Genomic DNA, 15,877 nt, shown 5'->3' on the forward strand with positions numbered 1-15,877 from the left:
TGCAGGGTCGGGGGCTTGGTCATTTTATGACAGGGCGATGGCTGGGGGCTTCAGTGGCAGGCCCAGCAATTGCGAGAAGAAGGCCACGCTCTCGCGGACACGTTGACGGACCACCTCTCTGATCTGCGGGTGGCCGGCGGCTCCTCTGCCATTGCTGACGATAGACGAGAGCCCGTCGGCCATCAGCCAGGCTACAGTGCGGGTGCTGGCTGTTTGGATCAGCTGGGTCTGCGGCAGGTCTCCCCGGTCCAGCCAGCGGTCCAGAGCCTTGGTCAAAGGGTCGATGATCTGCTTGACGAAACCTTCCAGCACAGCGCTGTTGGTGCTCAAATAGCTGTACCAGTTGGCTTTGTCCGCGAAGATAACATCCATTTTCCAGATGGCCCTTATCAGATGCGGGCAGATGTCGTCCAATGCCTCTTGAACGCTCAGGTCAGGATCCTGCAGAATGTCGACTACATGGTCCACGTAGGAGGCCAGGTAGGTGCGAACGCAGGCATCTACCAGGTCGTCCTTGGATTTGAAGTAGTAATAGAAAACACTCATGCCTACGCCCTTGCCGTGGTTCATGGCGTGGATTACGTCGCGCAGGGAGGTGTTTGCGGCGCCTTTCCGGTCGAAGACCCGCATGGCGGTGGTTACGAATTCGCTCCGCCGTTGCTCACGCAGAGATGATCGGTCATTCATATGCCCAGTCTAGAGGCTTATCCATGAATTTTTGGACACGCAGGTTGTTCCTTGCACCGGTCGGGCACTCGTTGTAGGCTTATAGGAGTTCGACAAGCCGAGTCGGCATCGAATTTTCATGAGCGGTACCCCCGCACTATTCTCAAGCTATTTGCCTAGCCTAATTAGGCATAGCGAAGGAAAGGCATTACAACAGTGGCAACAAGCCAAGATATTCATTCCATGAAGCTGCCCGAACTCAAGGAATTGGCCAGGCAGCTGGGGTTGCGCGGTATTTCCGGCATGCGCAAGCCTGTCCTGATCGAGACGATCGAGGCGGCACGCTCGGGCGGCAAGGCCCCTGAGGGAGTAACCGTGGGCAAGCCCAAGGCTGCGGCCACCGTGGCCAAGGGGGGCCAGGCCGCCGAACAGCAGCAACCGACAAAGCAGGAGGCGAAGTCCTCTGCGGAGGGCGGACAGGAATCTACGGAGACCAAGGAATCCAAGGATGATCGTCCTGTCGGAGACCTCTTCGATGTTTTGGGCATTGACGATCATAAGAGCGGTCATACCGAGCACCGGAACCGCTTCCCCCATACTGTGGCCGACGAGGAGAACGTGGTCATATCCCGTCGCCGTCACCGCAGCACGGATTCATCCCGAGGCTCCCACACCAACCGTGGCCGGGGCGAGCGTGAACATGGTGAGGAGCGCGAAGGCTCCGGCTCCGGTTCGGTGCGCAATTTGGATGATATTCTGGCAGCACTGCCCTCACGGAATGACCGTCCTCGTCGGCGCAGCTACGAGGATCGTGGCGATGAAGGGCGCGACTACCGGCACAACGGCTATGATCGCCGAAACCGGGGCGATCGCAATGATCGCAATGATCGCAACGACCGACGCAACCGCAACAACCATCGCAGCAGCGGCCGGGATCGTGACTATGAGCCCAGGGAGAACTTCAAGCCCGAGGATCTGGTCCCCGTGGCCGGCATTGTGGATGTGCTGGACTCCTACGCCTTCGTGCGCACCTCCGGCTACCTGCCTGGCCCCAATGACGTTTATATCTCCATGGGTCAGGTCAAGAAGTACGGTCTGCGCAAGGGCGATGCCGTGCACGGTTCCATCCGTCCCCCTCGCGAGGGCGAGCATCGCAATCAGCGGCAGAAGTTCGTCCCCCTGCAGGCCATTGACACCATCAACGGCATGAGCGTGGAGGATGCAGCAGGACGCCCCCACTTCAACAAGCTGACCCCCCTCTACCCGCAGGAGCGTATGCGGATGGAGACCCAGCCCAAGAACATCACCGGTCGCCTGATTGACATCGTCGCCCCCATTGGCAAGGGTCAGCGCGGTCTGATCGTTTCGCCGCCCAAGGCCGGCAAGACCCTGACCCTGCAGTCCATCGCCAACTCCATCACCGCCAACAACCCCGAGGTGCATCTGATGGTGGTCCTGGTGGACGAGCGTCCCGAGGAAGTCACCGACATGGAGCGCACGGTCCAAGGCGAGGTCATCTCCTCCACCTTCGACCGCCCAGCCAGCGATCACACCACCGTGGCCGAGCTGGCCATCGAACGGGCCAAGCGTCTGGTGGAGCTGGGACAGGATGTGGTGGTCCTGCTGGACTCCATGACCCGTCTCGCCCGCGCCTACAACATTTCGGCTCCCGCCTCCGGCCGCATCCTCTCCGGCGGCGTGGACGCTCAGGCCCTCTATCCGCCCAAGCGCTTCTTCGGCGCCGCCCGTAACATCGAGAACGGCGGCTCCCTGACCATCATCTCTTCTGCCCTGGTGGAGACCGGGTCCAAGATGGACGAGGTCATCTTCGAGGAGTTCAAGGGCACCGGCAACATGGAGCTGAGGCTGACCAGGGATCTGGCCGATAAGCGTATGTTCCCCGCCATTGACATCAACGCTTCCGGCACCCGGCGCGAGGAGCTGATCACCGCGCCCGAAGAGTTGGCTGTGGTCTACCGGCTGCGTCGCCTCCTGGGCGGCATGGAGACCGAGCAGGCCTACCAGACTCTGGTACCCAGGCTGAAGAAGACGGCCACCAACCGGGACTTCCTGTCGGCTATCAACCAGTCCATGCTGGCTCAGAAGTGACTCGGGCCTGACGCCTGACATGTTTATTGGGCCCTATCCGCGATTCAGTTCGTGGATAGGGCCCAATGCATAAGCAGTGGCGAAACAAGACACCTGTTTAGGGCGATGATCTATTCGAAGCCTGTCAGCCAAGGTTTTTTCATAGTGTCGTCCCTGCCCCTGTCATGCTGCCATTTTGTTCTCCTGCCGATGGAATCTGGCAGCCATGGCGGCTCCCATGCCCAACAGGCCAGCTATGATCAGCAGGATCACGCCCGTGCTGCCGGTCAGGGGCAGGATGGCCAGCTGGTCGTAGGTGTAGGGCAGGGTCTGATCCTTTTGATCCACGCCTACCAGGCTCCATTGAATGACGGTATCCACCTGCCCGGGCCTGTAACGCGGTGTGACTGCCGACCAGGTGCCGTTCTGATACTGCGGGGTTCCCTCTGCGGACAGTCCGGCGAAGGTGACCGTCTTAACCTGGCTTCTAATCACAACAGCCTGTGGAGTCTTGCTGTTCAGGTCCGGTCCGGATTGGTCGTCGCCCAGCTGGCCGGCATCGTCGGCACCCCATCCGTAGGCCAGGCCGTCGGAGCCCAGGGCTAGTGAGCTCGGGTCGCCCGTGCTGACGGCAGTGAAGCTGAAATCTGTAGGCGCATCTTTGGGTTTGGCCAAGGATGTTAGGTCTGAGCCTTCTGTGGCATTGCTCCAGGTCAGGATCTGTCCATCGGAGCCCAGGGCGGAGGATGCTCCGATGCCGGCGCTGATCTGCGTGATGGCAAACCCCGTCGGCAGTCCGTCGGGAAGGGTCAATAGGGCAGGGGTTTTCTTGTTCTCGCCCTTGACCTGTCCCCAGGTCCAGATGCGTCCTTGGGAATCCAGGGCTAGAGCCTGGTGGTCTCCGGCGCTGATGGCGCTCATCTCGCCCGTCAATCCTTGAACGGCAGACGGGGTGGGATTGGCGCCGTCAGCGATCACTGGTAGGGAGGGATCGCCCAGCTGGCCGGAATCATTGGTGCCCCAGGCGTAGACTTGTCCATCCACGGTCATGGCTAGTGAATACCGGCTTCCGGCACTTATTGTCGTTGTGGCAGCTGGGATTCCGGTCACCATGGCAGGGCTGGTTCGCCCATCTGGTGAGACGGTATCGCCGCCGGCGTTGTCTAGGCCCAGCTGCCCATATTGGTTGGCGCCCCAAGACCAGACTCGTCCCTGGGAATCCAGAGCCAAGGCATGTCCGCTGCCGGCACTGATGGACCGGATCTTATCCGGCAGACCAGGTACCAGATGGGGCCGGCCCTGGGCATTCAGGGTGGAGTCGCCCAGCTGGCCAATGTCGTTGTTGCCCCAGGCGTAGACCTTTCCATCGGAACCCAGAGCAAGGCCATAATCCCGGCCCGCGCTGACTTGGGTGAAGACGAAGTTGGCCTCCGCCTTCTCGGGCATGTCCACTCGGACCGGCATGGTGCTGGCGCTGCCCTTGGAGATGTTCGCGTTGCCCAGCTGGCCGCTGTCGTTCTTGCCCCAGGCGTAGGCCTTCCCGTCGGATCCCAGGGCCAGGGACCAGTGGGAACCGGCACTGACCTGGCTGAAGCGAATGCCTCGCAGGGCTGGCGGTGTCAGGGTGACCTTCGTTCCGCCCACCTCGGTTCCATGGTCTGGTGTCATGGTCCAGTTCTGACTCTCAGGGCTCCAGTGGGCCTTGAGCGTCATAGAGTTGGTCACTGGCTTGGAAAAGTCGTAAGCGGTCTTGCCTAGGAACCAGCCATCAAAGCGGTAGCCGGCCTTGGTCGGGTCAGTGCCGGGACGGACTGCTCGCTCTCCCGCTTCCAGACTCTGGCTGGGCGGCGCTGGTGAATCGCTCTCCGACTGGAAGGTTACACTCACCCCGCCCGACAGGTAACGGAAGGGCAGGTGGACTTGGGTCTGTTCTTGGTCGTTCAAGGTCCATGTCAGGGTCACGTCCACCAGCCCTGGGGCGTGCGGCGGGGTGGTAGCCGTCCAGGTCCTGTTCTTTTGCGCCTTCACTCCGGTGGTGATATCTGTTGTGTCGAATTGGAGTCCGGTCAGTTTTGCCGGCCAGGGGAAGGCGACCGCGGAGGGCCGGTTATGAAAGTTATCGCCGCTGGTGCCTTGACCCAGCTGGCCCTCGTCGTCACGTCCCCAGCTGTAGGTCTGGCCGTCGTCGCCGATAGCCAGGTTAAAATCCTCGCCAGCGCTGATGCTGATCCAGTGCCGACCGGCAAGCTTTGGATCTTCCAAGCGTTCCGGAGTGGTCTGGGGGCTGTCTGCTGCAGAGGTTTTGCCGTCGCCCATTTGTCCGTAGGTGTTGTCGCCCCAGGTCCAGATATTGCCATCTGAATCCAGAGCTATGGCGTGATTGGAACCGTAATGGTGGCCACTAGCGATGGCGGTAATTCTGGTCCCCTGGGGGAAGCTGACCTGGACGGGGTCTTTGAACACCTCGGTCTTGCTGGCGCTTGACCCGTTGCCGATCTGGCCGTTTTCGTTCATTCCCCAGGTCCAGACCCTTCCCTGGTCATCCAGGGCCAGAGTGTTTTCGGAGCCGTCTGCGATGGCCACCACATGGACCTTGTCAAGGCCGTTGATCTTGATCGGCGTATAGTTGCCTACGACCGCGCCGGCGGATGGATCCAACTGGTGGTAAAGGTTGCTTCCCCATGACCATACCGTGCCAGCGTCGTCCAGAGCTGTTGAGTAGTTCATTCCTGCCTGCACAGCTATGATTTTGTGGTTCTTATCGAATCCCTGGATGAGGCTGGGCGTGGAGTCGCATATGCCGTCGCACTTATGGCGGCCGGTTTCTCCTTCACTGCAGGTTCCCCAGCCATAGACGTTGCCATCCGATCCTATGGCCAGGGTGTGATTGTGACTGCCGGTGACGGCCTTGTAGGTGAATCCGGCCGGCGCTCCTTCAGGCAGCATTACCTTGACCGGGTATTCCGAATAGTTATGCATGCCGCTGTCAGCCACATTAGGGTTGCCCAAGGTCTTCAGATAGTTGTATCCCCAGGACCAGAGGGTGCCATGGTTGTCCAGGGCCATGCTGAAGAACCGACCAGCGTTGACGCTGACGAACCGAAAATCCTTGTCATTGCGGACTTCTTCGGGCCGGGGCACCCTTATGGGCGTTGACTTGTTGACAACAGTGCCATCGCCCAGCTGAGCACCACCATTATAGCCCCAGGCGTAGACGTTGCCATCCGATCCCAAAGCCAGTGAGAACCGGATGCCTGCACTGACCTGGCTGAAACGGACACCGGAGGGCGGGGGCGGGGTAAGGGTCACTCCGGTGCCTCCTGATTCGGGTCCCTCTTGCGGTTGCATGGTCCAGGTCTGGTCGGCGCGGGCCCACTTGGCTTTCAGGGTCAGGTTCGCATGCACAGGAGCGGAGAAGTCATAGGCTACCTTGCCTGCGAACCATCCTTCGAGAACGAATCCTCGGCGGGTGGGTTCAGGACTGGGGCGCGCAACCTGGGCGCCATCAGCCACAGTCGAAGTTGTCGGAGGTGCAGACTGCATGTTGTAGTCGAAAGTGACTGTGTGGCTGGTGGTATTCGATGGGGAAGAGGCAGTTGAGGTCGGCTCCGAGGAACCTGTTGTGCCGGGCGAAGGCGAGGACGGCGAGGTGGGCGATGTGCTGGCGGCAGGCGCTGATTGTCCTGCTGTCACCGAACCAGAGCCATTGGACAGGGTGGGCATGCCCGACGGCGATGATGATGGACCGGGGGAAACCGAAGGAATCTGTCCGGGAGTATTGGTTCCAGTACCAATTGCTCCAGTTCCCTGAGTTCCGACTGCGGTCTCATTGGATTCCGGCGCTGCTTGACCGAATTGCAGACCAAGCATGCTGCAGACAACCAAGACGCAGCATAGGCTGACGAGCAGTGTGACGCGACGACTACGTACCATCTTCATGTGAAGGCATCCTCCCCCATGCGTCCGGCACTTGTATAGGCAGGTGTAGACGAACGAGACTCTCTCCCCAAGAGTCAATAATCCCATCCACTACAATAACACCAGTGTCACAGTGGTGGCAGGGCTTGTCGTAGTCGCCTAGGGCGCTTGATTAGACTGGTATTTTATGAGCGATGCGAAGATGGAAACAGTGATCGATGACCAGGTGCAGAGCGGGGGTCCACAGGCCCAGGCTGCCCGCCAGGTGGAGGAACTGCGTGCCGATGTGGACACCATCGATGCCGCCGTTGTCGCCATGCTGGCCGAACGGTTCAGGGTGACCCACCGCATCGGGTTGCTTAAGGCGCAGGCAGGATTCGCCTCGGCGGATATGCGCCGGGAGAGCACACAGATAACTGCCTTGCGAGACAAGGCTGATGATTACGGGCTGGACCCGGATCTGGCTGAGGCTTATCTGCATCTGGTGGCCGATGCCGCCAAGCGCGACCACGAACGGCTGGCCGATCAGGCCAACTCACACTGAGGAAATCCATCGTATGGTCATGGCCGACGGCTCGGATCAATTCCTATGCCGTCGGCCACAAGGTATCAGCGAGTGCTGGTTAGAGTCTGACGAGCCATTTCCAAGTAATGCTGTCTTGCTGCCAGGACAGTCACCGTTATGAAAAGTCCGACAAGCAGCACGATGAGCAGACCCTGGCTACCGGTCAGAGGCAGAATATCCTTGTAGGTAAAGGGCAGATTCTCGGTTTGAGGGTTGCCTTGGCCCACATTCCAGGTGATGTTGACTGTTGTTCGGCCCGCCTTGAAGGCTGGGGTATAGAAGGTCCAGGTATTCCACGATCCCCATGCGTCGGCTGTGCCGCTCCGGGTCAGTTCAAGAACTGCGGCAGTATTCGGATCCGTGCCGACTGTGACCGAGCTGATGGTCAATTGCGGCGGGCAAACCAAGGTGGCTGCCTTGACAGAAGTGCTGTCCAAATTGATTCCTAGCTGTCTGCTGCTGTTGTCGCCCCAGCCATAGGCCATGTCGTTGGAGTCGATGGCTAGGACTTGGCGCTCGCCTGCACTGATCTGTATGGTGCTGCCGTCCTTGCTCACCAGAACGGGGGATGCGCTGATGGATCCCGTGACGGAGACATTGCCCAGGGCGTTTTGACCGTTATTTCCCCAGGTGTAGATTCGTCCTTTGTCGTCGATTCCTGCGCAGAACCATCCTCCGGCGCTGATCTCGGTGGGTTGGAATCCATCGCTGCCTCCGTCGGGATCGGCCACCAGGGTTGGTATTGCGGCATCATTGGTGTCTCCGGTGCCCAGTCGTCCGTCGGTATTCGCACCCCAGGCGTAGGCTTTGCCGTCTCTGCCAATGGCCAGGGAGTGCGAGCCTCCCGCGCTGACCTGGGTGGCGAAGAATCCTGTCGATCCGTCCTCATATTGCATGGGTGACGACACCGACACAGGAGTGGCCTGTGAGGATTTGGCATTGTTGCCCAGTCTGCCGCTGTCGCCGTATCCCCAGGCGTAGGTTTTCCCGCTTATGCCGATGATCAGAGAGTGCTGATAACCCGCACTGACCTGTCTGACTTGGAACCCAGGGCTGGTGGCGCTTGCGTTGACGGCTACAGGAGCAGGGGCGTTCCCGGTCGTGTTACCGTCGCCTACCTGTCCGCCGTTGCTCCTGTCCCCCCAGGCATAGGCCTGATGATCCTTGCCGACGGCCAGGGAATGATAGCCTCCTGCGCTTACCTGGGTGTAGGCGAAGTCGGTACCTGCACCGGATGGCTTCTTCACTTGGACGGGCGTCGTATTGGTGCCGTCTGCAGCGCCCTTGCCAAGCTGCCCCCTGCTGTTGTCTCCCCAGGCGTATGCATTGCCGTCACTGCCGAGGGCCAACGAGAATCCATATCCTGCGCTTACCTGGGTGTAGGCGAAGTCGGTACCTGCACCGGATGGCTTCTTGACTTGGACGGGCGTCTTGCTGCTGTCCTTGCTACCGTTGCCGAGCTGTCCCGTGCTGTTGTTTCCCCAGGCGTAGGCGTTGCCGTCACTGCCGACAGCCAGGGTATGGTTTTTGCCTGTGCTGATCTGGGCGAAGCGGATGCCGCGCTGCGAGGGCGGAGTGATGGTGACCTGGTATCCGCCAGTGGATGGACTAACGGTTGGGTCGACAGTAGTTGGAGCCGAAGGCGTCCAGTGCGCGACCAGGGTCAACGGGTCCGTGACTGGCTTGCCGAAATCGTAGGCCACATTGGAACTGCCGTCATCCGCTTTGACGAACCACCCGTCAAAGAGGAAGCCCGTCTTGGCTACGGTCTGTCGGGGTACCAATTCGCCTTCCTCGATGTCCTTGCTTGTCCATGCAGCTCCAGTACCTCCCTCAGGGTCAAGTGTTATGCGTTTCTTGGTCCGATCGAAGGTGTAGTCGAATTGCTGTGTCTGCCTTGAGTCTCCGGTATCGTCGGCAATAGTCCATGTGATGGTGAAGCTGGAGGGGCCGTAGGGGTACGCGGGCGTAACAAAGGTCCAATCCTGGTTTGCATCCCAGGTGTCTTTGCCTGTCTGGGTCAGGTTCGTGGCTGGCTTGGTGCTGCTGGCCATGGTGCCGAAGATGACCTTAATCAGGGTGATCTGCGGCGACTGTGTGGTGCCAGGCACTGAGGTTGCCCCGGTTCGTCCGAGCTGGTTGTAGTAGCTGTATCCCCAGGTGTAGAGCAATCCGTCAGACCCGACGGCTGTCTGGTGATGGCTGGAGGTGGACACTGCGGAAGCCTTTACCGACTGGGCCAGGGTGATGGCTTTCGGATTGGTCTGCCATGCCGTATTGTCGTTCACGCCGTTGCCCAGCTGGCCGTAGCCCTCCTTGCCCCAGGTATAGATCCTTCCGCTGTCGTCTATGGCTTCCGATCCATCGTCGCCTGCGCTGATGGCGGTGATGTTGACGGGCTCGTCTCCGAAACTGATCGCGGTGGATCCTCTCGTGCTGACGTTGGTATCTGTAGTGGAGCCGATGGCGGTGCCGGAACCCCATCCATAGAGGTCATGATCCGTATCCAGTGCCAACACGTGTTGATAGCCCGCGCTAATGGCGATATAGAACCGGGTATCAGGCTGTCCGGTGCCCAGGTCTTGGACACGTGTCGGAGTCGGACTGTCATTAGGGGCGCCGTTGCCAAGCTGCCCCTTGTCGTTCTGGCCCCAAGTCCAGGCGTGGCCTTGACTGTCCAGGGCTGTGCCTGTGGCGAACCCTGCGCTGATGGCGGTTATGTTGGACAGCGCCGCGACCTTGGTGGGGGAGGGATGGCTGCCACCGTCTGAGCTGCCGTTGCCGAGCTGGCCTTTAGCGTTGTTGCCCCAAGTGTAGACTGTACCGTCCGAGGCCAGGGCTATGGCGTATGCCCGTCCCGCGCTGATTGCGGTGATTTTGGCATCGCCTGTCTGTGCCTTTACTGGTTCGTTGGAATTATCGGTAGTGCCGTTGCCGAGTTGTCCCTTACCGTTGTTGCCCCAGGTGTAGACCGTGCCGTCCGATGCCAGGGCCATGGAATAAGCATCGCCGGCGCTGACGGCTATGAAGATTTTTCCTTTTATGGCATCATTTTCGGTAATCCGCACAGGTGTCGCCGCCGTGCCTGAGCTTTTGCTGTTCCCAAGTGCACCGCTGGCCTGATTTCCCCAGGCGTAGACGTGTCCGTCAGAACCCACAGCCAGGGTGTGGTAGCGCCCGGCGCTGGCCTGGGCAAACCTCACTGCTCTGGGCTTGGGGGGAGTCAGGGTGATTTTGGAGCCCCCGGTGTCGTCGCCATGAAGGGTATCCGAGGTCTTCCATTTCATGTCTGACGAAGACCAATGCGCTTTCAGATTCAGCGGCCCGGTGACAGGACTGCTGAAGTCGTAGGCCACATTGGAGCTGCCGTCTGCCTCCTTGATGAACCAGCCGTCGAAGAGGGAACCTGCCTTGGTGACGGTGGGGCGCGAAGCCTGCTTGCCTGCGGTGACGAACTGGTCCGAGGCTGATGAGCCTCCGTCCGAATCAAAAGTGATCTTCTGGGCAGTGGGTGTGAATGTATAGTTGCCGATGCTTTGCCCCTGCTGTGCGGCGCCGCCAATGGACCATTGACCGTCGTTGATCCTGATCTTGGTGGTTCCGTAAGTGTGGTGCGGGGTAGTGACCGTCCATGGGGTATTTGAACTCCAGGTGTCGTCGCCTGCTGAGGTTCGGCTAATCGGGCTGTTGGTGTCGGTCTTGGCTACATCCGTCCTGCCGAAGGTCACCTTGGCCAGATCTATCTGGGGCGGGCCGACCGCTGCAGGCGTGGTCTGCGAACCGCTTTGAAGTCCCTTGCTACCCTGTCCCAGCTTGCCGTTTTTCGCTTCGCCCCAGCTGTAGGGGAGCCCGTCCGAGCCGATGGCCAGACTGTGCCGGCAGACATCGAATGCGGCGACTGTGATGCCTGTCAGGCTCACCTTGGTCATATTTGAATCTGATCTGGATTTTGTGGTTCCGTCGCCCAGCTGGCCGCTGGAATTGCTGCCGAACATGTACAGGCCGCCTGCAGAGTCGACTATCGCAGAGGAGTAGTCCCCGGCGCTGACTGAAACAGGCGTCGCCGCTCCCGTGGGCAGACTTAACAGGCTGGGATAGAAGGAGTGGACGCTGTCGGCATTGGCGTCATTGCCCTTGGTCAGGGGATAACCCCAGTAGTACACCTTGCCTGTATTGCTTAGTGCCAGGACGTGCAGGTACCCTGCATCGATGTCGGTGTAGACAGTGCTGTCTGGGTTGCCGGTCGAGTCGCCGTAAATGCGCGATGGAGTGTAGACATTGGAACCACTGCTGGTGCCGTCCATGGTGCCGATGCTGAGCTGGCCGCCCTGGTTGCGTCCCCAGGCGTAGGCATGTCCTTGGCTGTCCAGCGCCGTTTGAAAATCGTATCCGGCACTGATGGTGGTGAAGGTGACGCCGGATGAAGAGACTGCTGCTGGTGAAGAGTTGACGTTGACGCCCGTGCGCCCGTTGCCGAGCTGGCCGTATTGATTGTCTCCCCATGTGTAGATCGTCCCGCTTGAGGACAGGGCCATGGCATGCCAGTATCCGGCGCTGATGGCGGTGATGGTGGCATTAAGATTCGCTTTTACCGGTACTGAAGAATTCGTGGTGGACCCGTTGCCGAGTTCGCCGTGACTGTTGTCGCCCCAGGTGTAGACGGTGCCGTCCGAGGCTAGGGCCATGGAGAATGTGGTTCCCGCGCTGACGGATATGAAGGTCTTTCCCTTGATGGCGTCATTTTCAGTTATCCGCACCGGCGAGTTTTTGGTGATCGTGGTGCTGTCGCCAAGCTCGCCCTCGCTGTTGTCGCCCCAGGCGTAGACGTGGCCGTCCGAACCTACGGCCAGGGTGTGGTCGTGGCCGGCGCTGACCTGTGCAAATCTCACTCCTCTGGGCTTGGGGGGAGTCAGGGTGATTGCAGAGCCCCCGGTGTCGCCACCGCTGACGTCGGCTGTCGTCCACTGGGCGTCGTTGACCGACGACCAACGGGCCGTCAGCGACTGCGTGCTGGTGACCGGCTTGCCGAAGTCATAGGCCACATCGGAGCCTTTGAGGAACCATCCGTCAAACAGGTAGCCTGATTTGGTGACGGCAGGAGGGGATGCCAGATGACCTGAGGTTACTGTCTGGCTCAGGGCTGGCGAGCCGGATACCAGCGAGCCCCCGTCAGGCTCGAAAGTGAGGGTATATGAGGATGAATCCCTGGTCTGGGGTGACTTGTCTCTCGGTGAGCTGTCCCTGAACGGTCTGTCCGCCCTTTTGCTGTTGAACGGTTGGATGGACTTGAACGGTGAAGGATTGTTGCTGGCGAGCGGCGATGGCGAGGCGGCCGGAGCAGCGGCCACGGCCTGTGCTTCGCTGCTTGTACGGAGCAATGGACTTGCGCTATTGTCCGGACTGGGCGAGGGCGATTCTGTGGCAGATGCAGGTGTCATGTCGCCGGTGGTCGCGTATGCGCCTGTTGATGCTCCAATCAGCGCCAGCCCTATCATGGCTGTCAACGTCACCAGTCTGCGGATGCCATGAGCATTCCCCATTCGATTCTTCCTCCCCAAGCGTGCCGATTCCCCAGATCGTGGCCCCAAAATCTGCGTCGATGCACACTAGAATAAAGTCCCTCTATAACTTTTACTGTAGCATTACAACCTTCGAGCAGCCTAGAGTGTCGTGATCAGGATGTTGTAGGGGAAATTCGTTGCAAGAGGCATGCTGTTGATTATGGAAGCTGTACTTTTTGCATGAACGACGATGGCTTGACTGGCATTGCAGATTGTCGTTGTCACCAGTGACACGGATAAGAAAACCGAGGCGGTGCCTATGGCTGAACCGCCTCGGTTGTATTGGGGAATTGTGGAGCCTACTTGCGAGGCTTCTTGGCCGGGGGCTCGCCCAGCTGGCTGGCTGTCACCCGAATGCCCGCTTCATCCTCGCCGGCTCCCTTGGTCTCGGGCTGGGTGGTCTCCTCGACTAGATCCAGATCTCCGGTGACCCGGCCTGCTTCCGCTATATCGTCCAGGGCGGCCTTGACGGCTTCCAGGCCCTCCGGCGCAACGCTCAAGGAGGCGGAGAGGATGGGTGTTTTCATGGAGACCTTAGCCTCGGACTTGATCCGCCGCAGTGAAGCCAAGGCCATGCCTGCCCAGGCCAAAAGAGCTGGATCCTGGCCCTGGGCAGCTGCCCGGTAGGATTCCGAACGAGGCCAGGAGGCCCTGTGAACCGATCCGTCTCCCTGGTGCATCCATTGCCATGCTTCCTCGGTGGCGAAGGGCAGGAAGGGGGCCAGAAGACGGTCGAGAGCGTCCAGGACCAGTCCCAGGGTCGTGCGGGCACTGAGCACCTGGGCCTCATCAGGGGTCCTGCCGATGGCATCCGCAGTTCCGTAGGCCCGGTTCTTGGCCAGCTCGATGTAGTTGTCGCAGAAGTCCCAGAAGAAGGACTCAGTGACCTCCAGGGCCTTGGAGTGCTCGTATGATTCCAGAGCCTTGGTGGCCTGGTCGATCACCTGGGCAAGGCCGGCCAGGACCGCCCGGTCCAGCGGAACCGTGACATCAGCGGGGTTCCAGGTGGCCTCCGCTGCCTGGGTGACCTTATGATTCTCATCTTCACGCCCGATGGCCAGGGCGAATTTAACGGCGTTGAGGAGTTTGACAGCCAGGCGGCGGCCGATTTTCATCTGCCCCTCATCGTAGGTGGCATCCAGGCCCAACCGGGCGCAGGATGCCCAGTAGCGCACAGCATCGGCGCCATACTTCTTGATGGGTTCGTCCGGCACCACCACATTGCCTTTGGACTTGCTCATCTTTTTGTGGTCCGGATCCAGGATCCAGCCCGACAGAGTGGTGTCACTCCAGGGCAGGCAACCGTTCTCCAGATGAGCGCGGTCCATGGAGCTGAAGAGCCAGGTGCGGATGATGTCCTGGCCCTGGGGACGCAGGTCCATGGGGAAGGTGGCCTTGAAGAGGGCCTGGTCCTGCTCGCCCGGCTCGGCCCAGTGGGTCACGATCTGGGGGGTCAGGGAGCTGGTGGCCCAGGTGTCCATGATGTCCTTCTCGGCCGTGAAGCCGCCGGGCTGGTCACGCTGGGATTCCTCGAAGCCCTCGGGCACATCGCTGCTGGGGTCGATGGGGAGCCTGTCCTCGGCCGGGGTGATGGGATGGGCGTAGTCGGTCTCGCCGTTCTCTTTGACTGGGTACCAGAGGGGGAAGGGGACACCGAAGAAACGCTGGCGAGAGATCAGCCAGTCGCCGTTCAGTCCTTCGACCCAGTTGTTGTAGCGCACCCGCATGAAGTCCGGGTGGAAGTTGAGTTCCTTGCCTCGCTCCAGCAGCTCCTGATTCAGTTTCTGATCGGTGCCGCCGTTGCGCAGGTACCATTGGCGGGAGGTGACGATCTCCAGGGGCTTGTCGCCCTTCTCGTAGAAGTTGGTCATGCGCTTGGTGGGCTTGGGCTCGCCGTCCAGATCGCCGGACTCGCGCAGGGCGTCGACGATGATCTTGCGGGCTGAGAAGGTGGTCTTGCCTTCGGTCTGTTCGAAGATGCGCCGTCCGCCTTCATCGGTGATCCAATCCGGCACGTCCATGACGATTCGTCCGTTGCGCTGGATGATGGACCTGGTGGGCAGGTTCAGATCCCGCCACCACTGCACGTCGGTCACGTCGCCGAAGGTGCAGCACATGGCGATGCCGGCGCCCTTGTCCATCTCGGCGGCTGGATGGGCCAGAATGGGCACCTCCACCTTGAACAGGGGGGAGTAGACCTTCTGCCCGAAGTACTTCTGGTAGCGTTTGTCGTCCGGGTGGGCGATCAGGGCCCCGCAGGCCGCCAGCAACTCAGGCCTGGTGGTCTCGATGTATATTGGCGTGCCGTCAGCGAACCTGAAGGCCACCCGGTGGTAGAAGCCGTCATACTCGCGCGACTCCAGCTCGGCCTGGGCCACGGCGGTCTGGAAGGTCACGTCCCAGAGTCCCGGGGCCTCCTTCTGGTAGGCCTCGCCCCGGGCCAGATTCCGAAGGAAGGCCTTCTGCGCCACCCGGCGGGGATGTTCGCCGATGGTGTGGTAGGTCTGCGACCAGTCCACCGACAGGCCCAGCGACCGCCAGAGCTGCTCGAAGAGCTTCTCGTCCTCGGCGGTCAGCTCCTCGCATAGTTCGATGAAGTTCTGCCGGGAGACGGGTACCTGATCCTTGGCACTGATCTTCTTGCCCTTGGTCCCGTGGAAGGGGGGCTTGAAGTCCGGATCATACTTGAGCGAGGTGTCTACGCGGACACCGTAATAGTTCTGGACCCGCCGCTCGGTGGGCAGGCCGTTGTCGTCCCAGCCCATGGGGTAGAAAACGTCGTAGCCTTGCATCCGCTTGAACCGGGCGATCACGTCGGTATGGGTGTATGAGAAGACGTGTCCCACATGCAAATGCCCCGAAACCGTGGGCGGCGGCGTATCGATGGAGTAGACGCCGGAGCGCTCGCGGGTGTTGCGGAAGCGGTAGACGCCGGACTCATCCCAGTCGCGGCACCACTTTTCCTCCAGGCCATCCACGCCCACCCTGTCAGGCAGGGGGGTCAGATGGGCATTGACGATTCCTTGGTGTTCAGCAGACATACCAGCATTTTATGGACGAATGGTGACAAGGAGTCCCG

6 protein-coding genes are annotated in these 15,877 nt (G+C 60.4%); 2 read left to right on the forward strand and 4 right to left on the reverse strand.

From position 1 onward, the window contains the following. Nucleotides 1–24 precede the first annotated feature (24 nt). Nucleotides 25–687 (reverse strand): TetR/AcrR family transcriptional regulator, encoded by a 663-nt coding sequence (locus tag CI601_RS07945; protein ID WP_121915001.1) that lies wholly within the window; start codon nucleotides 685–687, stop codon nucleotides 25–27. A gap of 195 nt (nucleotides 688–882) precedes the next feature. On the opposite strand from CI601_RS07945, the gene rho reads away from it, so the two are divergent. Continuing rightward, nucleotides 883–2,775, forward strand: coding sequence for a transcription termination factor Rho (gene rho, locus CI601_RS07950; RefSeq protein WP_121915002.1), 1,893 nt, complete (start codon nucleotides 883–885; stop codon nucleotides 2,773–2,775). 162 nt (nucleotides 2,776–2,937) lie between these two features. On the opposite strand, the gene CI601_RS07955 is transcribed toward rho, so the two are convergent. Next, nucleotides 2,938–6,447 (reverse strand): InlB B-repeat-containing protein, encoded by a 3,510-nt coding sequence (locus CI601_RS07955; protein ID WP_183129814.1) that lies wholly within the window; start codon nucleotides 6,445–6,447, stop codon nucleotides 2,938–2,940. A 412-nt stretch (nucleotides 6,448–6,859) separates the two neighbouring features. Between CI601_RS07955 and CI601_RS07960 the strand changes: the two genes are divergently transcribed. Further along, nucleotides 6,860–7,216 carry a chorismate mutase gene (locus CI601_RS07960; RefSeq protein ID WP_121915004.1) on the forward strand — a complete coding sequence of 119 codons (357 nt, stop codon included), beginning with the start codon at nucleotides 6,860–6,862 and terminating at the stop codon, nucleotides 7,214–7,216. Nucleotides 7,217–7,281: 65 nt separating this feature from the next. Here the strand turns inward: CI601_RS07960 and CI601_RS07965 are convergent, their stop codons facing one another. Both CI601_RS07965 and valS read right to left on the reverse strand, forming a co-directional pair. Next, nucleotides 7,282–12,777 (reverse strand): InlB B-repeat-containing protein, encoded by a 5,496-nt coding sequence (locus CI601_RS07965; protein ID WP_121915005.1) that lies wholly within the window; start codon nucleotides 12,775–12,777, stop codon nucleotides 7,282–7,284. A gap of 320 nt (nucleotides 12,778–13,097) precedes the next feature. Continuing rightward, nucleotides 13,098–15,839, reverse strand: coding sequence for a valine--tRNA ligase (valS, locus tag CI601_RS07970; protein ID WP_121915006.1), 2,742 nt, complete (start codon nucleotides 15,837–15,839; stop codon nucleotides 13,098–13,100). Nucleotides 15,840–15,877 lie beyond the last annotated feature (38 nt).

The organism is Bifidobacterium sp. wkB344 (genome assembly GCF_003688305.1).
GTDB lineage: Bacteria > Actinomycetota > Actinomycetes > Actinomycetales > Bifidobacteriaceae > Bombiscardovia > Bombiscardovia mizhiensis.